Here is an 18533-nt window from a genome sequence, read left to right as displayed (position 1 = left end):
CGAAGGAGGATCCATGCTCGCCCAGCAGCGGCAGAGCGCCATCCTGGAGCTGATCCGCCAGCGTGGTGGTGTCCGGGTCAGTCACCTGGTCAGCCGCTTCGGGGTGTCGGACATGACGATCCGGCGGGACCTGGAGGTGCTCGCCGAGCGGGGGCTGGTCGACAAGGTCCACGGTGGCGCGACGCTGGCCGGTCCCGGCTCGGCCGAGGAGCCGGGCTTCGCCGCGAAGTCGATCCGGCAGCAGGCCGAGAAGCGGGCCATCGCCGAGCGGGCCGCCGGCCTGGTCGAGCCCGGGATGGCGATCGCGCTCTCCGCCGGCACGACCACCGCCGCCCTGGCCGCCCGGCTCGCCGACGTCCGCGGGCTCACCGTGGTCACCAACTCGGTGCCGGTCGCCGACGCCCTCTACCAGAACCCCCGCCCCGACCAGACCGTCGTGCTCACCGGTGGCATCCGTACGCCCTCGGACGCGCTGACCGGGCCGGTGGCCGAGGCGGCCATCGCCGCCCTCAACGTCGACCTGCTCTTCCTCGGCGTGCACGGGATGAGCCCGCGGACCGGGTTCACCACGCCGAACCTGCTGGAGGGGGCGGTCAACCGGGGGCTGATCGCGGCCGCCCGGCGGCTCGTCGTGCTCGCCGACCACACCAAGTGGGAGACCATCGGGATCGCCACCATCGCCCCGCTCGCGGCGGCCGACGTGCTCATCACCGACGGCGGGCTGCCCGCGGAGGGACGGCAGCAGATCGGCGAGCAGGTCGGCGAGCTGATCGTCGTGCGGGTCGACTGACACCGCGACGAGCGCCGTGCCGGCGGAGGCCTCGTGCTCACAGCCACTTCACAGCGCTGCAGGTTAACGTGCCTTTGGTGGTCCCGTGCGCGCTCTGTCGTGGAGCGTGCCGAAGGTGGAAGCGGAGTGGCGATGGTCTTCAAGAAGATGCTGAGCGCGTTCGGCGTCGGCGGCCCGAGCGTCGACACGGTGCTGACCAACCCGAACACCCGGCCCGGCCTGGCCCTGGACGGGCACGTCAACCTGGTTGGCGGTGACGTGCCGGCCAGCATCGAGCAGATCAGCGTCGGCCTGGTCACCCGGGTGGAGGTCGAGAGCGGCGACTCCGAGTACGCCGGCATCATGGAGTTCCACCGGATGTCGGTCAGCGGCCGGCTGGAGCTGGCGCCGAAGCAGCAGCTCTCCCTCCCGTTCCAGCTCCCGGTGCCGTGGGAGACCCCGGTCACCGACGTGTACGGGCAGCGGCTGCGCGGTATGACCATGGGGCTGCGTACCGAGGTCGCGGTGGCCCGCGCGGTGGACAAGAGCGACCTGGACCAGGTGGCGGTGCACCCGCTGCCGATCCACGAGCGGATTCTCGAGGCGTTCCAGACGCTCGGCTTCCGGTTCAAGCACGCCGACCTGGAGCGCGGCCACATCTACGGCGTGCAGCAGACGCTGCCGTTCTACCAGGAGATCGAGTTCTTCGCCGCGCCGCAGTACGCGCAGGCCGTCAACGAGGTCGAGCTGACCTTTGTGACCAGCCAGCGTGGCGTCGAGGTGATCCTGGAGTGCGACAAGCGGGGTGGGTTCTTCACCGCCGGGCACGACGTCTTCGGCCGGTACACCGTCCCGCACAGCGACGCGGGCCGCACCGACTGGGCCCAGGTGGTGGACGGCTGGCTGCGGGAGACCACCTCGCGCTACGGCAACCTGCGGGCCCAGGGCTTCGGACCGCACGGGCACCACGGCCATCACGGGCGCCGTGGGCCGGGGGTCGGCGGCATGGTGGCGGGCGCCGCCCTGGGGGTGGCCGGTGGCCTGGTCGCCGGTGAGCTGATCGAGGACGCCTTCGAGGGCGACTTCGGGGACTTCGGCGGGGACTTCGAGTAGTCCACGCACGACGGTGGCCCCGGGAAAACTCCCGGGGCCACCGCCGCTCTCAGGTGTTGCTCACTGGCGCCGGGCCGCCCGGCGCTCCGCGATCGAGTGGCGTTCGCTACCAGCCTTGGCCAGACCACGGCTGAACAGGTAGGCGCCGGTCAGGACCGTCAGGAACCACCACGACAGGTTCGGGTTGGCGAGGTTCAAGCCATTGCCGCTCCCGCCGGGCCAGTACGCGGCGACGATGACGCCCGCGACGGCGATCGCGTACACCCAGAACTCTGTGGTGAGAAGGGCGTGCTTGGTCTCGGTGCCCGGAGTCGGCTGCCGGCGACCATCCTGGATCATCGGCATCTGACGGGTCTGGACGTCCTGCATGGCCATCCGGTTGGGCGCCTCCTGCGCCGGCCGGTTCATCGGCCTGGTGGACGCAGCCTGCGTGCTCATCTTGTCCTCCTCGGATGCGATGAGTTGCACACCCGCCCCGCTACCGCGTTTCGGCCACGGCACGGTTCGCGTTTCGTGGCGGGGGCACCCCGCGTCTACCCGAGGGCCCCGGAGAGGTAACACCCGATCGGCGGTGGATGTGGTCTCCCCGGGGCTCCTGCCGGTCGGTCAGCGCAGGCCGTTGCGCACCGCCACCGTGACCAGCAGGTCCGGGTCGTCGGTGATGAGGCCGTCCACGCCGAGGTCGATGACCCGCTGCATCACCGCCGCGTCGTTGACGGTGTAGGGGACCACGGTGAGCCCGTACCGCCGCTGCAGGGTCGGGACGTCCGGTCCGTGGAAGTATGCCGGGTTCTGCCGCAGGTAACAGTCGGCCGCGGCCACCGTGCCCTGCCCCAGGCCGCCGCGGTGGGCCTGGAGGTCGAAGGTCCGGCCGGGCCGCGGGGCCGCCTCGGCGGCCGCCGGGAGACCGGCGGTCACGGTCGCCGCCAGGAGCGCGGCGAGGGTGGTACGGCGTACGGTGCGCCCGCTGTCTTCCCTTCGGGGCGGGCGGGTCCCGCCAACCCCGCGGCTCAGCATGGGCAGCCCGGGCGGCGGCAGGCGAGCAGCGGGAGACGCGCCGGTGAACCCGGGCGGACGACCAGCGTGGGTTTGGACCGCCGGTCGTCGGGCACGCAACAAAGATCCGAGAACGCTGCGAGGTGGTTGACGTGCGTGAGGACGACATGCGGCAGGAGGCCGCCCGGCGGGCCGAGGACCGGATCGCCGGCGGCGTGTACGGCAAGGGCGCGGTGGAAGAGGTCACCGTGCCGCAGACCGATGTGCTGCGGGTGATCCAGGAGGAGGATCCGGACGACCCGGCGCACGTGCCGGTCGACCCGAACGTGCTGCGCGACGGCGGCCCGACGCGCGGTCAGGGCGCGGTCACCACGACCGGGGGCACGGCCGGCCCGGCCAGCGCCCGCAGGCTGGCCCGCCAGCCGGAGCGGCACCGCGGGAAGGTGGCCCCGACCACCACGGGTGACGCCACCACTGGTGGCCTGAGCACCCCGGCCGGCGGCTCCACGAGTGACGCGTCGTCGAGCGGCAGCCAGGTCGGCAACTTCACCGACGAGCGGCCCCACCCGGGCTGACCGGCGGGATCCCCGCCCATCGATCATGAGGTTGGCGGCACTCGTGGAGATCGAGATCGCCGTCAACCTCATGATCAGCCGGGGTTAGGGGGCGCGGAGGATGCCTAGGCGTTGGGTGGCGCGGGTGAGGGCGACGTAGAGGTCGCTGTGGCCGCGCGGGGACTCGGCGACGATGCGGTCCGGGTCCACCACCAGGACCGAGTCGAACTCCAGGCCCTTGGCCTGCTCGGTGGTGAGCACCACCACCCGGCTCGCCAGCTCCGGCTGCTCCCCGACGGCGGCCTCGGGCAGGGCGGCGGTGACCGCCCCGCCCAGCTCCGGCATCCGGCCGGCCGGCACGATCACGCCGAGCCGCCCGTCGGTCAGCCCGGCCGCCTCCCGCGTTGTCGTGGCGACCAGCTCCGCGGCGAGCCGGTCCGCGTCGACGGTCCGGTCCCACGGCGGCACGCCGCTGGCGCGTACGGAGCGGGGCGGGCGCAGCGCCGGGTCGATCTCGGCGAGCACGTCGGCGGCGACCGCCATGATCTCGGCCGGGGTGCGGTAGCTGACGGTCAGCTCCTCCAGCCGCCACCGGTCCGCCACGTACGGCGCCAGCGCCTCGGACCAGGACGGCGTGCCGGCGAGGGCGCCGGTCTGCGCCACGTCCCCGACGATGGTCATCGACCGGCTCGGGCACCGGCGCATCAGCAGCCGCCACGCCATCGGCGACAGCTCCTGCGCCTCGTCGACGATCACGTGCCCGAACGCCCAGCTCCGATCGGCGGCGGCGCGCTGTGCGGTGGTCAGCCGGTCGGACTCCTCCTGCCGTTCCAACAGCCGGTCGGCGTCGATGAGGTCGGTGACGCCGAGGATCTCGCCGCCGTCCGCCTCGTCCTCGACGTCGATCGACCGGGAACCGCGGGCGATCTCCAGCACGCCCTCGGCGTACTCGCGTTGCAGCGAGCGGATCCGCTCCCGGCGGGCCGCGGCGGCGCGCTCGTCCTCGCCCAGCAGCTCGGCCGCCTCGTCCAGCAGCGGCACGTCGGCCGGCGTCCAGCCGCCCGGCTCGCGGTGCAGCATGGTCCGCTCGGCGTCGGCGAGCATCGGCGCGGCGGCGGCGATCCGTTCCGGCGCGCCGTACAGGTCGGCGAGCAGCCGCTGCGGGGTGAGCACCGGCCACAGCTCGTCCAGTGCGGCCCGGACCTCGGGCTCGTCGCGCAGTTCCCGGCGGATCTCGGCGCGGTCGGCTTCGGACAGCAGGTTCTCCCCGCCGAGCGGGTCGGCGCCGATCCGTTCGGCGACCTGGTCGGCGAGCGCGTGCACGATCTCGATGTCGAACAGCGCCCGGGCCAGGTTGTGCGGGCGGTCGGCGCGGCGGACCCGCTCCCGGGCCTCCCGGACCACGGCCGGGTCGAGGGTGAGGATCTCCCGCTGCGGCAGCTCGATCTCCAGCGGCTCCTCGGGCACCCACTGCCGGTCCCGTACCGCGTTGGCCAGCACCTCGGCCATCACCGCGCGTCCCTTCAGCGCGGCGGTCTCCGCCGGCTCGGTGCGCCGGGCCTGCACCCCGGGAAAGAGGTCGGCCTGGGTACGCAGCAGCACACCCGTCTCGGCCAGCGCGGGCAGCACCTGGGAGATGTAGCGCAGGAAGGTGGCGTTCGGGCCGACCAGCAGCACGCCCCGGGTGGAGAGCTGCTGCCGGTGCGTGTAGAGCAGGTAGGCGGCCCGGTGCAGCGCCACCGCCGTCTTGCCGGTCCCGGGGCCGCCCTGCACCACCAGCACGCCCGGCAGGTCGGCCCGGATGATCCGGTCCTGCTCGGCCTGGATGGTCTCGACGATGTCGCGCATCCGGCCGGTGCGGCCGGCGTTCAGGGCGGCGAGCAGCGACGCCTCGCCGGTCAGTTCCTCGTGCGCGGTGGGGGAGGCGGCGGCGATGTCCAGCACCTCGTCGTTGATCCCGGTGACCTTCCGCTCCCGGGTGCGCAGGTGCCGGCGCCGGCGTACGCCCTGCGGGTTGGCGGCGGTGGCGAGGTAGAACGCCCGGGCCGCCGGGGCCCTCCAGTCCATGAGCAGCGGGTCGTAGTCGCCGCTGGTGTCGAAGATCCCGATCCGGCCGATGTAGCGGCGGGAGTCGTCGTCGCCGTCGAGGCGGCCGAAGCAGAGGCCGGTCTCCACCGCGGAGAACTGCTCGACCTGGTCGGCGTACATCCGGACCGTGGAGTCGCGCTGGGAGCGGGCCTGCTGCGTGCCGCCGGTGTTCCGCAGCTCCTCGGTGAGCCGCCGGCCGGCCTGCTCGCGCATGCCGTCCAGCCGGTCGTAGAGCATCGAGACGTACTCCTGCTCGCGCCCGATCTCGTCGTCCTGGTGCAGCTCTACGTCGGAGTGCGTTGACAAGCCGGCTCCTCATTGGCTAAAATCGCTGCAGGAATGGCTTTTATGAGCCGTTCCTTTTTGTGTTTGAATTGAGAAAGATACCGCCTGGCCCGCTTCCGGGCCAAGTGAACCAGGCCGTCCGTGGCCACCTCACACCGCCGCGCCGCGCTTCCTCCGCATACGCATCAGGGGCCCGGCCGGCTTCCGCCGTCCGGGCCCCTGATGAGGCTCGCTCTCCGGGTCAGCCCTTGGCCGCCTGGTAGAGCCGCTCCGGCGTGACCAGGCCGGCCAGCACCCGGCCGTCGTCGGTGAGCAGCACGCTGAACAGCTTCCCGGTCAGCAGCCGGCCGCTGCCCCAGTCACCGCTCACCTTCGGCAGCCCACCCAGCAGCCCGGCCACCGCGTCCGCGCCGGCCCGGCCCGGGTCGCCGGCCGGCCCCGCCGACTCGCCCGGCCTGGCACCCCGGGCACTCGGGGCGCCGCCACCGGTCAGGCCGGCCGCGTCCAACTTCGCCACCAGCACCGTCGTCCAGCCGGTCCCGACCGTACGCACGTCCGGCCGCTGCTCGGCGTCCGGCCGGTGCTGCCGGGTCGGCCCGGGCGCGCTCGCCTTCTCCTCGGTGACCGTCACCCCCGGCGGCGGGTTGAACCGGAACTGGTCCGCGTCCGGCGTGCGGAAGTCGACCTGGGTGAAGGCCACCTCGAACGCCGGCTGGTCGGCGCCGTCGGCGAGCACCTCGAACCGCAGCGGCACGTGCTCCTTCGCGTCCAGCGCGACCCGCACCTGATGCACCAGCGAGTCCTTGTCGCGCGGCGTCAGCACCAGCTCGTACACGTCCCGGCCGGCGACCTTCGCGGTGCGCCCCACGGTGACCGCGGTGCTCGGGTCGATCGCCGCGAGCGCCTTGTCGGCGGCCTCGACCGGGGTGGCCGGCGCGGACGGCATCGTCTTGTCGGTGGCCGACAGCGTCCGGTGCGACGCGGTGTTGGTCCGGCTGCTCCACGTCCACACGTCGCGGCCGTTGCGCAGCATGTCCCGCTCACCGAGCGTGTCGACCAGGGCGATCCGCTGCCGGTCCGGGCCGCCGTACCAGACCCGCACGGTGTGCGTTCCGGTGACCAGGCTGGCCAGCTCGTTGCCGCCGGCCGCGCCGGCCAGGTCGGCGATCGGCGGCAGCCCGAGATCGGCGCGCTGCACCACGGTGCCGGAGAGCCCGTCCAGGCGGGACGAGCGCAGATCCTCGAGCAGTTGCGCCGCGGTGCGCGGCGGCAGGGCCGGGTCGGCCCCGGCGGCCAACGTGCCGATCGCGGCGCCGCCGCCGACCACGGCGACCCCCGCGGTCACCGGGACAAGCCAGCGCAGCACGGCACGGTTCTTCAGTACGGACATCATGGGCACCTCCTGACCGTAATGGTGCAGGAGGGTCGCTGTGAGGCCGCTGAGGAGATTCCCTAGGGGTGTCACCCGGGTGGCACCCTGGACGGGTGCGGTTGCTGGTGGTGGAGGACGAGACGCGGCTCGCGTCCGCGCTGCGGCGCGGCCTGGCGGCGGAGGGGTTCGCGGTGGACGTCGAGTCGACCGGCCCGGCCGGGCTGGACGCCGCCCGGCACGGCGGCTACGACGCGATGATCCTCGACGTGATGCTGCCCGGCCTGTCCGGGTACGAGGTGGTGCGCCGGCTGCGAGCCGAGGAGCACTGGCTGCCGGTGCTCATGCTCTCGGCCAAGGACGGCGAGTACGACCAGGCCGACGGGCTGGACTGCGGGGCGGACGACTACCTCACCAAGCCCTTCTCGTACGTGGTGCTGCTGGCCCGGCTGCGGGCGCTGCTGCGCCGGGGCGCGCCGGAACGCCCGACCGTGCTCACCGTCGGTGACCTGCGGCTGGATCCGGCCCGTCGGCGGGTGACCCGGGCCGACGCCGAGGTGGCCCTGACCACCCGCGAGTACGCCCTGCTCGACTACCTGATGCGCCGGGCCGGCCAGGTGGTGTCCAAGACCGAGCTGCTGGACCACGTCTGGGACGCCAGCCTCGACACCGCCCCCAACGCCGTCGAGGTCTACGTCGGCTACCTGCGCCGCAAGATCGGCCGGGAACGTCTGGAGACCGTCCGGGGCGCCGGCTACCGGCTTGCCACATGACCGGCCCGCGCCGCTTGCTGCCCAGCCTCGGCCTGCGGGCCCGGCTGCTGATGATCGGGGTGGCCGGGCTGAGCGTGGGGCTCGCGCTCGGCGGGGTGCTGCTGCTGGGCGCGCTCGGCTGGACGCTGCAGCGCACGGTCGACGCCGAGGCGTTCCGGACCGCGGACGCCGTGGCACTGCTCGGCGCCTCCGACGCCCTGCCCGACCCGCTGCCGGTCGCCGGCGGGCAGCTCCGGGTGCAGGTGGTGGACGGGCAGGGCCGGATCCGGGCCGCGTCCATCGACGCCGACCGGCTGGTGCCGATGCTCCGCTCCGACCAGCTCCGCGCCGGGCAGCGCCAGCGTCTCGTCGTCGACGGCCGGCGGGTCGGGCTCACCGGTCCGGTACGGGTGGTGACCGTGCCGGCGGGCACCCCGGCCGAGCCGCTCACCGTGCTGGTCGCCAAGTCGATGAGCGACGTCCGGCACAGCCTGCACATGGTCCGGACCCTGCTGCTGGTGGGCTTCCCGCTGCTCGTCGCCGGGCTCGCCGTGGTCGCCTGGCGGGTGATCGGCGCGACGCTGCGCCCGGTGGAGTCGTTGCGCCGCGGCGCCGCCGAGATCACTGGCCGGGCCGGGCCGGGGCGGCTGCCCGTACCGGCCGCGGCGGACGAGATCCAGCGGTTGGCGATCACTCTCAACGACATGCTCGACCGGCTGGAGGCGGCCCGGGCCCGGCAGCGGGCGTTCGTCGCCGACGCCGCGCACGAGCTGCGCAGCCCGCTGACCAACATGCGTACCGAGCTGGAGGTGGCCCGCCGGCTGGGCGACGGGACGGACTGGCCGGCGGTGACGGAGAACCTGCTCGCCGACACCGACCGGCTGAGCCGGCTCGTCGACGACCTGCTGCTGCTGGCCCGGGTCGACGAGCAGGCCACCCGGCCGGACGGGTTCCCGGCGCGGATCGTGGGCCCGGTGGAGCTGGGCGAGCTGCTCCGCGCGGTCGCCGACCGCTACCCGTCCCCGCCGGTCCGCCTCGCGCCGCCGTCCGGGCCGCTGTGGACCGAGGGTGACCCGGCCGAGCTGCGCCGGGTGCTGGCCAACCTGGTGGACAACGCGCTGCGGCACGCTCGCGGCGAGGTGCGGCTCGAGGTCACCGGCCCGTACCCCGACCCGCCGGTGCCCGGGCAGCGCGGGGCGGGCCCGGGGCAGGCGTACCACCTGGTGACGGTCACCGACGACGGGCCGGGCATCCCGGCGGCCGACCGGGAGCGGGTCTTCGCGCGGTTCACCCGGCTGGACGACGCGCGGGCACGCGACGCCGGCGGCGCCGGCCTGGGTCTGGCCATCGTCCGCGAACTGGTCCGCCGGGCGGGCGGCGGCGTCGACCTCGCCGATGCCGCGCCGACGGACCCGGCGACCGAGTCCGGGCCGGGGCTGCGGGTGACCGTGCGGCTGCCGGCGCTGGTCGACCCGGAGGCGGACTGACTCAACCGCGGCGGGTGCAGACCGAGGGGGCCCGGGCCACCGTGTCGGTGGACCACACCAGCGCCACGGTGAAGCAGTAGTCGGTGCTGCGGTTGAGCCCGTAGGCGATGTAGCTGTCGGTCCCGGCGGGCAGTTCGAGGAAGGTGTGCTGCGGCTGACCGGCGCGGCCCCCGGCGACCACCACCGGCCCTTCGGCGCCGGCCGGGTAGGTCCAGCTCAGCAGGATGCTGTCCCGCCGGTCGGTCAGCCGAACCTGCTGGGGCGGGGTGCCGGGGGAGGCGGCGGGCGCGGCGTTCGGCGTACCGGAGGGGGTGCCGGTCGCGGTGTCGCCGGTGGTGGGGGAGGGGCCGGGCGTCTCCCGGGACCGGTCCAGCCGGGACACGCCGGCGACCACCGCGATCGCGCCGATCAGCAGCACCACGATCACCCCGGCCACCACCAGCGGCAGCCGTGGTCCGGTCCGGCCCTCGGGCGCGGGCGGCCGGGGCACGTGCACCGGCAGGTGACGCGCCGGCGCCTCGGGTTCGGCGGGCTGCGCCACCCGACGTACGCCCTCGGGTTCGTCGTCGGTCAGCCCGACCACGGTCGGGGGCAGCGCGCTCTCCCCGGGGCGCCAGGGTTCCTCGGCCGGTTCGTCCGGCGGCCACGGGTGGTCGTCGAACGGCTCGTCGGCGGCCTCGGGTGGCGTCCGGGGGGCGGGTACGCCGGGGCGCCCGCCGTCGGCGCGGTCCGGTGGGTGGTAGAGCGGCGGCTCGGGGAGGGTCGGCTCGGGCGGCCCCTCGGCGGGCGGGGGGACCCGGGCGGCCGGTACGACCGGCGCCGGCCGGGCGGGTGGCTCCGGTTCGGCGCAGACGTGGTCCGGGTCGGCGGCGGCTCGGGCCAGCCCAGCCACCTGGGCGGTGAGCGGGTCGTCGGTGGGCAGGTGCTGCCGGCACAGCTCCTCGGCGAGGGTCAGGTGCTCGTGGGACTCGGCGTACCGGCCGCAGCCGCGCTCCATCGCGCCGAGCTTGGCCAGCATCTTGATGCCGCTGGGGTGGTCGTCGCCGTATACCTCGCGGTGCAGCTCCCAGGCGGTCTGCAGCCGGTCGCGGGCGATCTCGCACTGGCCGCGGGCGTACTCGACGGTGGCCAGGTCGGCGTGGGCGGCGAGCACCCGCTGCGACTCCGGTCCGTCGCGGGCGGTCAGTTCGATGATGACGTTGGAGTAGAGCCGGGCGGCGCGGGCCTCGCTGCCGACCCGGTGCAGCACGGCGGCCAGGGTGGCGGCGGCGGTGACGGTGCGTTCGTCGGAGCGCCCGTACAGCCGGGCGGCCGCGGCGTACGCGAAGGCGGCCCAGCCGCGTGCGGAGTGTGGCTCGCCGAGCGCGATCAGGACCCGGGCCTGGAGGCCGGCGGCCTCGGCCAGCTCCGGGGAGGCGTTGGCGGGACGCGGATCGGCGTCGATCAGCGCGTCGGCGAGCAGCCGCTGGGCACCGGCGAGGTCGCCTTCGGACACCAGGTGGTGCGCCTGGACAGTCAGGTCAGCGAAGCCGGAGGTCACGCCCCATCGTGCTCATCCGGCGACGGTAAGTACAAGTCCCGGAGTGGATCAGTTTGGTCAGGATCCGGTCAGGTGGTCGGCCAGGGTTTCGCTGATCCGTCGCAGTTGGTCGACCTGGGCGGGGCTCAGCGCGTCGAACAGGTGCCGGCGTACGCCTTCGACGTGGCCGGGTGCGGCGGCGGCGAGGGTGGCGAAGCCGTCGTCGGTGAGGACGGCGATCTGCCCGCGCCGGTCGGTGGGGCAGTCCTCGCGGCGGATCCAGCCGGCCGCCTCCAGCCGGGCGGCGGCGTGCGAGAGCCGGCTGCGGGAGGAGCCGGTGGCGTCGGCCAGCTCGCTCATCCGCAACCGCCGGTCGGGGGCCTCGGAGAGCCGGACGAGGATCTCGTAGTAGGCGTGCGGCATGCCGGCGTCGCGTTGCAGTTCGCGGTCGAGGGTGTCCATCAGCGCCCGGGAGGCGGTGAGGAAGGCGCGCCAGGTCCGTTGCTCGTCGGGGTCCAGCCACCGGGTCATGACGGCCATCATACCGCTAGTTGTTGAGCGCTCAACAAAACCGCGCTACCGTCGAGGTCATGGGAATCCACCGCCTCAACCACGCCGTCCTCTACGTCCGCGACCTCGGGCGCAGCGTCGCCTTCTACCGCGACGTGCTGGGCTTCCGTCCGGTCCCGATGACCCCGGACGGGTTCCGCGGCGCCGCCTTCCTGCAGGCGCCCGACTCCACCAACGACCACGACCTCGGCCTGTTCGAGATCGGCGCGGCCGCCGGCCCCTCCCCGGCCGGTCGGGCCACCGTCGGCCTCTACCACCTGGCCTGGGAGCTCGACACCCTCGACGAGCTGGCCGCCACCGCCGAGCGGCTGGCCGCCGCCGACGCCCTGGTCGGCGCCTCCGACCACGGCACCACCAAGAGCCTCTACGGCCGGGACCCGGACGGGCTGGAGTTCGAGATCGTCTGGATCGTTCCCGCCGACCTGCTGGACGAGGCTGCCCTGGCCGCCCGCAAGCGGATCGGCCGGCTCGACCTCGACCGGGAGCGGCAGCGCTACGGCGGCCAGACCCGCGGCGGGGTGGGTATCTCCGTCCCGGCCTGAGTCGGCCATGCGGTAGAACGGCAGGATGTCGACCGACGCCGTCCTGCGCGAACTGCTCGTCCGGCAGCTCGACCACTGGCTGCCGGCAGCGCTGCACCGCTCCCGGCGGGCCACCCTCGCCCTCGCCTCCGCCGGCCGCGACACCGGCGACGCCGAGGAGGCGCTGCGGGTGGTCGCCGAGTTCGCCGACCGGCTGCGCGGCCGGCGGCTGACCGTGCTGGTGCTCGCCGACGGCGGCGCGGAGCTGCCGGCCCGGCTCGGCACCGTGGCGGCGGCCCTGCCGGCGGACGTGGCCGTGCACGTGGTGCCGGGCCATCCGGACCGGCTGCCGGTGGCGCTCAAGGCCGCCGGCGCGGCCGGCGCTCCGCTGCTGACCGTGGTCGACGGCGGCGACCCCGACCCGGCCGTGCTGGCCGCCGCAGCCTCCGGCCGCCCGGCCGAGCTGCTGCTGGTCACCGCCCCCGGGCGGCCCCTGCGGCCGGCGCTGACCGCGGCTGGGTTCCCGCTGGTCACCGAGGTGGAACTGGTGCCCGCCGACGGTGCGCCGGCCCGGCTGCTCGGCTACGCCACCGGTTCGGACCGGAGCCTGGAGGCGCTCAAGGACGCGCTCTGGGCGGTCGACGAGTACGCCGGAGTGCGCTACCGCGACCCGGCCGATCCGGCGGGGCGACTGCTCGACATCACCCTCGAACCCGATCCGGGCCCGCTGCGCCGCGAGCTGCTCGCCGAGCTCACCCGCTCCGGCCCGCGTACGGTGACCGAACTGCGCCGCTTCGCGGCCACCTCGACGGTCTACCGGGCCGCTGACGCGAACCGGGCCTTGGCCTCGCTGCTCGCCTCCGGGGCGGTGACCCGGCAGCCCGAGCACGGCCGGCTCGGCGGCGACGTGCTGATCACCGCTTCGGCTGCCGCAGCTGGGTGACCTGCCGGACCACGATGGACGCCCCGGTGGCGATCACCCCGATGCTGAACAGCATCTGGACGCAGACCACCACCCGGGCGACCTGTCCCTGCGCGTGCACGTCCCCGTAGCCGATGGTGGTCAGCGTGGTGAGCGCGAAGTAGAGCGCGTCCACCCGGGTCGACAGACCGGAGAACTGGTGGGGCGCGTTGTCCGCGATGATGAAGTCGGCGAGGGCGAAGACGAGCAGGCCGGCGACCAGGCCCACGACCAGGTTGGCCAGCGAGCGGGCCGGCGTGCTGCCGGCCGGGGCGGTGAGCTGACGGCGTACCTGGCGGGTGACCAGGGCGGCGACGACGCCCACCACGAGCAGGGTGCCCACCGCGCGCAGCGTCAGCCGGGCCGGGTTCGGGTCGGGGGCCAGCGGCACGAGGAAGTACGCGGCCACCAGCAGCAGGCAGGCGAGCAGCGCGCGCAGTCGTTCCCGCCGGTACACCCCGTTCGCCACGCCGCGATTCTCCGCCGGGTCGGGCGGCCGGTTCGCCCGGAAAAGAAAAGTCGCCCGGACGCCGGGCGGGGCGCCGGCGGTTCACCGGCACCCCGACCGACCTCAGGGCGTCACGCCCGCGACTTGTCCTGCTTCCACGACAGCGGCCCCGGCAGGTCCACCCGGTGCGCCCGGGTACGCGAATTCCAGGACCATCGGCCGACCTTGATGCTCCACGAGGAGAAGCCCTTCTCGGTGAAGTTGAGGATCAGCGGGCCGAACTTCTTCCGTTTGCGGAACATGATGCCCATCGCCTGACTCCTTCCCGTCTGCCTGCCTCTGCGGCCTCGAACATGCCCGAAACGGTGGCTTGCGAAACCGGGTCGGATCCGCACTGGACGGGCCGCTCCACCCAGCGGAATCTCTATCCAGCAGGTAGGCGCTTCGGGGATGCTAAATGCTGGTAGGAGCGGCAGGTGGCGATGTAATGGATGCAGGTCTCACTTTGTGGTAGGCCGTTGACCGGCCCGGAGAACGCCGGCAACATGAGATCATGTCGCAGCGGAACGAGCTTCTGCTCACCGCTCGCGTGCACGTCGACCTGGTCCGGCACGCGAGCGCGCTCTGTTGAGCTGACCCGGCTGCACCGGCTCGGCTACCCGTCCGTATCTCCCCCGCCCGTCCGCTCCCGCGCCGGCGCACCGTGGCCCGGCCCGCCCGGCGCGGCCGGTTCCGACCCGCCGGTCGCACCCGGCGCGAGCACTACCGGGTGCCCCGCCCGGCCAGCGCGTACAGCCCCCGAGAGCTGGTGACCGCATGACCACCGTGGACCGTCCCGGCGCCGCCGAGCTGCGCCCCGTCGACGAGCACTCGTTCCGTGCCCTGCTGCGCCGCCAGGCGTCCACCGTCACCGTGGTCACCGCGCCCGGCCTGTCCGGCGGCCGGCACCTGCCGGCGCTGCCGCCCGCCGGCTTCACCGCCACCTCGTTCGCCTCGGTGTCCCTCGAACCGCCGCTGGTGTCGTTCTGCCTCGGGCGGGAGTCGTCCAGCTGGCCCACCGTGGCTCACGCCGAGCACGTGGCCGTGCACCTGCTCTCCGCCGAACAGCAGGAGGTGGCCCGGATCTTCGCGACCAGCGGCATCGACCGGTTCGCCGCCCACCCCGGCTGGGACACCGGCCCGTTCGGGGTGCCGCTGATCGGCGACGCCCTCGCCGTGCTGCTCTGCCGGGTGACCCGCCGGATCAAGGCCGGCGACCACACCATCGTGCTCGGCACGCCGCTGGCCCTCGCCACAGGGCCGGACGGCGACCCGCTGCTGCGCCACCGCGGCGGCTACACCACCTTCGGGCCGCAGCAGGCCCCGTGGTGACCCCACCCGCCGCCGAGCCGCCGGCGCTCGACCGGGTCGCCGGTCAGCGAGGTTCCCAGGCGTCGGGGCGGGCGATCAGCTTGCGGACGTGCCCAGGCAGCTTGCCGCTGGCCATCTCGGCCAGGCTCACCTCGTCGACGACCTGCCGCACGGCGGCGCGGACGGCCACCCAGAGCCGGGGCAGGTTCTCCGCCGCGCCCTCGTATCGGGTCTCCTCGGGGCGCAGCCCGCGTACCCCGGCGAGGGGGCCGTCGACGGCGCGCAGCACCTGCCCGATGGTGACGTCGCGCGGCGGCCGGGCCAGGGTGTAGCCGCCCTCGGCGCCGCGCTGGGCGCGGACGATCCCGGCCCGGCGCAGGTCGGCCAGGACGGCCTCGAGGAACTTGCGGGGCATGTCCTGCTCGGCCGCGATGGCCTGGGTGGACAGCAGGGCGGGGTACGCGGTGGCCAGACTCAGTGCGGCCCGGACCGCGTAGTCGCCGCGCGCGGAGATCTGCACCCTGCCATCATGCCCGGCGCGGCTGGGCGGGGGAGTCGACGGGCGGGCGGGGGCGCACCACGCGGACGGGCAGTGGTCGTTCCCGGGCGGCCCGGAACGCGCCGGGGCTCACCCCGATCTCGCGGGTGAAGAAGCGGCCGAAGTTGGTCGGCTCGGGGAAGCCGAGGCGCCGGCCGATCCGGGCGATCGGTTCGTCGGTGGCGGCGAGCAGGCGGCTGGCCTGCAATGCCACCCGCTCGTCGATCACCTGTTTGGCGCTTCGGCCGGTCACCGCCAGGCAGGCCCGGGTGAGGGTACGCACGGAGCAGCCGAGCTGCGCCGCGTAGTCCTCCACCCGGCGGGTGTGCCGGTAGCCGCGCTCCACCTCCCGGCAGAGCCGGTGGAAGGTCGCCGTCTCCGCGCGGGTCGTCTGCCGCTCCGCTCCGCCGGGAAGCAGGCTCAGCCGCAGCAGCAGCACGGCGAGCTGGTGGCGGAGCAGCACGGCGGCGGCGGGCACCCCGACGTGCCGTTCGGCGTCGACCGCCAGCTGGGTCACCTCGCTGATCACGGCGTCCTCGTCCTCCCCGGCGAGCTGCCGGTAGGCCGGCACCGCGTCCGGGTCGACGTCGAGGCCGCGCAGCGTCCCGGCCCCCCAGCAGACCACGGTGGCGTCGAGGTGCGGGCCGAGGCAGCGCAGCACCTGGCCGGGGCGGACGTACAGCAGGGTGCCGGGCCGGCAGGGCCGGGCCCGGAAGTCCAGTTCGGCGGTGCCGTGACCGCTGGTGACCAGGATCAGCAGGTCCGCGTCGAGCAGGACGGGGCGGGGCCAGCCGGGTCCGGGCGCGAGGTCAGCGAGGGCGCCGGTGGTGATGTCGTCGTTGTCGTATCCGGGGGCGGACAGGTCGGTGCGGGTTGCCGGGGAAAGCTGACCGTTAGTGACCATCGTCTCGACGTTAACCCTGCCCGGCGCACCTTGCACCTTGGCAGTTTCACCCGACCGGGCGGGTCTTGTCGCCGGGAAGGCGAGCCGGTTAGGTTACCGATCGGTAGCGCATGGGTCGTCCGACCGACCCGCGGCCCCGCCGACTCGCGATGGGATGGGCATGACGGATCTGTTCTCGGTCGAAGGCAAGACGGTCCTGGTCACCGGCGGTTCACGAGGGATCGGGCTGATGATCGCCCGGGGCTTCGTCGAGGCCGGCGCCAAGGTCATCATCTCCTCGCGCAAGGCTGACGTCTGCGAGACAGTGGCCAAGGAGCTGTCCGACATCGGTCGCTGCGAGGCGATCCCCGCCGACCTGAGCCACGACGAGGGCGCGCTGGGGCTGGCCGCCGCCGTGCAGGAGCGCACCGACCGGCTCGACGTGCTGGTCAACAACGCCGGCGCGACCTGGGGCGCGCCGCTGGAGGCATACCCGGAGAGCGCCTTCGACAAGCTCTGGGCGGTCAACGTCAAGGCCGTGTTCCGGCTCACCACCGCGCTGCTGCCGGCGCTGCGCGCGGGAGCCAGCGCCGACGATCCGGCCCGCGTGATCAACATCGGGTCGATCGACGGCCTCCGCGTGCCCTGGATGGAGGTGTACGCCTACTCGGCGACCAAGGCGGCCGTGCACATGCTCACCCGCAGCCTCGCCCACCAGCTCGCCGGCGAGCAGATCACCGTCAACGCGATCGCCCCCGGGCCGTTCGAGAGCAAGATGATGGCCTTCGCCCTGGACGATCCGGCATCCCGGGCCGCGATCGAGCAGCAGGTGCCGCTGGGCCGGATCGGCCGCCCCGAGGACATGGCGGGCACCGCGATCTACCTGTCGTCCCGGGCCGGCGCGTACCTGACCGGCGCGGTGATCCCGGTCGACGGCGGAATCACCACCCACGGCTGAATCGGGCAGCAGGGACGGCGTACCCGAATTGGTGACGGACCGGGGCCGCGCGGACTCGGCAGATCCGCACGGCCCCGGTGTGCGTCATCAGCGGCCGGCGAGCAGCCGGTTGACCGCCGTGTCGACGTCCAGGTGCTCGGCCTCCCGGCCGCGCGGGACGACGACGTAGGTCCGGCGCAGGAAGCGCACGAGGACGCTGCGTGGGACCTCGAACAGGGCGTTGCCGTCCGGGGACGACAGCGCGAGCGCGACGAAGTCGCCGCGCGGCGTGGCCCACGGCCAGACCCGAACGTCGCCGATGCCGGCCGGCTCGTCGAGCCCGGTGACCAGCAGTTCGCGAGCGAACGACCAGCTCACCGCCTCGCCACCGGCGGATTCGGCGTGGAACAGGACATGGACCGCATACGGGTCAGCAGGGTCGTAACGCAAGCTGGCACGCACCGGCAAGGCGGTGGCGTCAGGCGCGACGAGCCTTAGCGACGTCTCGACCTCTACGGTCGTCGGTCGGATGACACTCATGGACGTTCTCCCCCCGGCACCGCTGCGGAACGCGCGTGTCCCGCTTTTCCCATACTCAGCCGCTACTCCTGGCTACGCTCCGCCATACGCTGACTTCACCCAGTGGTGGGAAGGGGGTCGGAACGCCTCCGAGAATGTGAAAATTCTTGTAGGATTCCCTCTTCTGCCCAGTCCGTCGTCCCGCCCGGCAACGGGTGGTTCAGTCGTCGACTTACTCCGGTAACGTCCAGTCCTCAGCAGGGGTGACGGTCGCGCGCGACACTGGGGGTGGAAATGGTCACGAAGGGTTCCTCGGTGGAGCCGAGGGCCACGGCCGACCCGCCGAAAGGAGCGGCCCGAGCAGCCGAAAGGCGGGTGTACGAGGTGCCGGTGGAGAGCGGTCCGCGGGGTGCCGACGGCACCCCCCAGGGCGGTGCCGGCAGCGCCGTCGCCGAGCGGCGCCGCGGCGGCTGGCGGACCCGGGCGCAGACCACCCTCGACCTGATCCGGGCCAACCCCACCGGCCGGGTCGCCCTCAAGATCTTCATCGCCATCGCCGGCGCGATCATCGTCACTGTCGGTATCGCCCTCATCCCGTTGCCCGGCCCCGGCTGGCTGCTGGTGATCGCCGGGCTGGGCGTCTGGGCCGTCGAGTTCATCTGGGCCCGCCGGCTGCTCACCTTCACCCGGCGCAACGTGCAGGCCTGGACCCGTTGGGCGACCAGTCAGTCGCTGCCGGTGCGGTTCGTGCTCGGTGCGGTCGGGCTGGTGTTCGTGAGCGTGGTGGTGTGGCTGTCGCTCAAGTACAGCCTCGGCATCGACCTGGTCGCCCGGGCCCTGCACTACCTCGCGACGCACTGACCCCCGGGTTTTT

At 73.9% G+C, this 18533-nt stretch carries 22 protein-coding genes; 11 read left to right on the top strand and 11 right to left on the bottom strand.

Annotated features, from left to right (window positions below; genetic code table 11):
• Positions 1 to 13: 13 nt before the first annotated feature.
• Both ACFYML_RS12205 and ACFYML_RS12200 read left to right on the top strand, forming a co-directional pair.
• Positions 14 to 790 (top strand): DeoR/GlpR family DNA-binding transcription regulator, encoded by a 777-nt coding sequence (locus tag ACFYML_RS12205; RefSeq protein ID WP_357433154.1) that lies wholly within the window; start codon positions 14 to 16, stop codon positions 788 to 790.
• Positions 791 to 922: 132 nt separating this feature from the next.
• Entirely contained in the window at positions 923 to 1882 is a 960-nt protein-coding gene (locus ACFYML_RS12200) for a sporulation protein (protein ID WP_387420804.1), read from the top strand.
• Positions 1883 to 1942: 60 nt separating this feature from the next.
• Here the strand turns inward: ACFYML_RS12200 and ACFYML_RS12195 are convergent, their stop codons facing one another.
• Positions 1943 to 2320 carry a hypothetical protein gene (locus ACFYML_RS12195; RefSeq protein ID WP_387420624.1) on the bottom strand — a complete coding sequence of 126 codons (378 nt, stop codon included), beginning with the start codon at positions 2318 to 2320 and terminating at the stop codon, positions 1943 to 1945.
• A 168-nt stretch (positions 2321 to 2488) separates the two neighbouring features.
• Positions 2489 to 2800, bottom strand: a complete 312-nt coding sequence (locus ACFYML_RS12190) for a glycerophosphodiester phosphodiesterase family protein (protein WP_387420623.1) — start codon at positions 2798 to 2800, stop codon at positions 2489 to 2491.
• 230 nt (positions 2801 to 3030) lie between these two features.
• Here ACFYML_RS12190 and ACFYML_RS12185 point away from each other — a divergent pair, with 230 nt between their 5' ends.
• The gene (locus ACFYML_RS12185; protein ID WP_387420622.1) at positions 3031 to 3453 is read left to right on the top strand and encodes a hypothetical protein; all 423 of its coding nucleotides are present in this window, start codon (positions 3031 to 3033) and stop codon (positions 3451 to 3453) included.
• A gap of 84 nt (positions 3454 to 3537) precedes the next feature.
• On the opposite strand, the gene ACFYML_RS12180 is transcribed toward ACFYML_RS12185, so the two are convergent.
• Positions 3538 to 5757, bottom strand: coding sequence for a HelD family protein (locus ACFYML_RS12180; protein ID WP_387420803.1), 2220 nt, complete (start codon positions 5755 to 5757; stop codon positions 3538 to 3540).
• Positions 5758 to 6046: 289 nt separating this feature from the next.
• Complete coding sequence (locus ACFYML_RS12175) at positions 6047 to 7195, bottom strand: outer membrane lipoprotein carrier protein LolA (protein WP_387420801.1); 1149 nt, start codon at positions 7193 to 7195, stop codon at positions 6047 to 6049.
• 95 nt (positions 7196 to 7290) lie between these two features.
• Between ACFYML_RS12175 and ACFYML_RS12170 the strand changes: the two genes are divergently transcribed.
• Together ACFYML_RS12170 and ACFYML_RS12165 are read left to right on the top strand one after the other, a co-directional pair.
• Positions 7291 to 7947 carry a response regulator transcription factor gene (locus ACFYML_RS12170; RefSeq protein ID WP_387276748.1) on the top strand — a complete coding sequence of 219 codons (657 nt, stop codon included), beginning with the start codon at positions 7291 to 7293 and terminating at the stop codon, positions 7945 to 7947.
• 47 nt (positions 7948 to 7994) lie between these two features.
• Complete coding sequence (locus ACFYML_RS12165) at positions 7995 to 9413, top strand: sensor histidine kinase (RefSeq protein ID WP_387420799.1); 1419 nt, start codon at positions 7995 to 7997, stop codon at positions 9411 to 9413.
• 1 nt (position 9414) lies between these two features.
• Here ACFYML_RS12165 and ACFYML_RS12160 read toward each other — a convergent pair whose 3' ends face one another.
• Both ACFYML_RS12160 and ACFYML_RS12155 read right to left on the bottom strand, forming a co-directional pair.
• Positions 9415 to 10953 (bottom strand): tetratricopeptide repeat protein, encoded by a 1539-nt coding sequence (locus tag ACFYML_RS12160; RefSeq protein WP_387420621.1) that lies wholly within the window; start codon positions 10951 to 10953, stop codon positions 9415 to 9417.
• Positions 10954 to 11010: 57 nt separating this feature from the next.
• Complete coding sequence (locus ACFYML_RS12155) at positions 11011 to 11472, bottom strand: MarR family winged helix-turn-helix transcriptional regulator (protein WP_387276752.1); 462 nt, start codon at positions 11470 to 11472, stop codon at positions 11011 to 11013.
• 50 nt (positions 11473 to 11522) lie between these two features.
• Between ACFYML_RS12155 and ACFYML_RS12150 the strand changes: the two genes are divergently transcribed.
• Complete coding sequence (locus ACFYML_RS12150) at positions 11523 to 12044, top strand: VOC family protein (RefSeq protein WP_387420620.1); 522 nt, start codon at positions 11523 to 11525, stop codon at positions 12042 to 12044.
• Positions 12045 to 12069: 25 nt separating this feature from the next.
• Positions 12070 to 12966 carry a hypothetical protein gene (locus ACFYML_RS12145; protein ID WP_387420619.1) on the top strand — a complete coding sequence of 299 codons (897 nt, stop codon included), beginning with the start codon at positions 12070 to 12072 and terminating at the stop codon, positions 12964 to 12966.
• On the opposite strand, the gene ACFYML_RS12140 is transcribed toward ACFYML_RS12145, so the two are convergent.
• Together ACFYML_RS12140 and ACFYML_RS12135 are read right to left on the bottom strand one after the other, a co-directional pair.
• A complete protein-coding gene (locus ACFYML_RS12140) occupies positions 12938 to 13453 on the bottom strand; it encodes a potassium channel family protein (RefSeq protein ID WP_387420618.1) in 516 nt (171 codons plus the stop codon). The two genes, ACFYML_RS12145 and ACFYML_RS12140, sit on opposite strands and share 29 nt — an antisense overlap.
• 110 nt (positions 13454 to 13563) lie before the next feature.
• A complete protein-coding gene (locus ACFYML_RS12135) occupies positions 13564 to 13743 on the bottom strand; it encodes a DUF4236 domain-containing protein (RefSeq protein ID WP_073836337.1) in 180 nt (59 codons plus the stop codon).
• A 242-nt stretch (positions 13744 to 13985) separates the two neighbouring features.
• Between ACFYML_RS12135 and ACFYML_RS12130 the strand changes: the two genes are divergently transcribed.
• Both ACFYML_RS12130 and ACFYML_RS12125 read left to right on the top strand, forming a co-directional pair.
• Positions 13986 to 14063 (top strand): putative leader peptide, encoded by a 78-nt coding sequence (locus ACFYML_RS12130; RefSeq protein ID WP_355097166.1) that lies wholly within the window; start codon positions 13986 to 13988, stop codon positions 14061 to 14063.
• Between the two features lie 185 nt (positions 14064 to 14248).
• Positions 14249 to 14803 (top strand): flavin reductase family protein, encoded by a 555-nt coding sequence (locus ACFYML_RS12125; RefSeq protein ID WP_387420617.1) that lies wholly within the window; start codon positions 14249 to 14251, stop codon positions 14801 to 14803.
• 43 nt (positions 14804 to 14846) lie between these two features.
• Here ACFYML_RS12125 and ACFYML_RS12120 read toward each other — a convergent pair whose 3' ends face one another.
• Together ACFYML_RS12120 and ACFYML_RS12115 are read right to left on the bottom strand one after the other, a co-directional pair.
• On the bottom strand, positions 14847 to 15302 hold the full coding sequence (locus ACFYML_RS12120) for an RrF2 family transcriptional regulator (RefSeq protein ID WP_387420616.1): 456 nt from the start codon (positions 15300 to 15302) through the stop codon (positions 14847 to 14849).
• Positions 15303 to 15309: 7 nt separating this feature from the next.
• Positions 15310 to 16182 (bottom strand): helix-turn-helix transcriptional regulator, encoded by an 873-nt coding sequence (locus ACFYML_RS12115; RefSeq protein ID WP_387420798.1) that lies wholly within the window; start codon positions 16180 to 16182, stop codon positions 15310 to 15312.
• Between the two features lie 202 nt (positions 16183 to 16384).
• Here ACFYML_RS12115 and ACFYML_RS12110 point away from each other — a divergent pair, with 202 nt between their 5' ends.
• Positions 16385 to 17161: a RhlG family 3-oxoacyl-ACP reductase gene (locus tag ACFYML_RS12110; RefSeq protein ID WP_387420615.1), complete on the top strand. Its 777-nt coding sequence runs from the start codon at positions 16385 to 16387 to the stop codon at positions 17159 to 17161.
• 87 nt (positions 17162 to 17248) lie between these two features.
• Here the strand turns inward: ACFYML_RS12110 and ACFYML_RS12105 are convergent, their stop codons facing one another.
• Complete coding sequence (locus ACFYML_RS12105) at positions 17249 to 17680, bottom strand: SsgA family sporulation/cell division regulator (protein WP_007457244.1); 432 nt, start codon at positions 17678 to 17680, stop codon at positions 17249 to 17251.
• A gap of 273 nt (positions 17681 to 17953) precedes the next feature.
• On the opposite strand from ACFYML_RS12105, the gene ACFYML_RS12100 reads away from it, so the two are divergent.
• Positions 17954 to 18520 (top strand): TIGR02611 family protein, encoded by a 567-nt coding sequence (locus tag ACFYML_RS12100; RefSeq protein WP_387420614.1) that lies wholly within the window; start codon positions 17954 to 17956, stop codon positions 18518 to 18520.
• Positions 18521 to 18533 lie beyond the last annotated feature (13 nt).

The sequence above is a fragment of the Micromonospora sp. NPDC007230 genome (assembly GCF_042869115.1).
GTDB lineage: Bacteria > Actinomycetota > Actinomycetes > Mycobacteriales > Micromonosporaceae > Micromonospora.
This window is presented reverse-complemented; position numbering and strand designations above follow the sequence as displayed.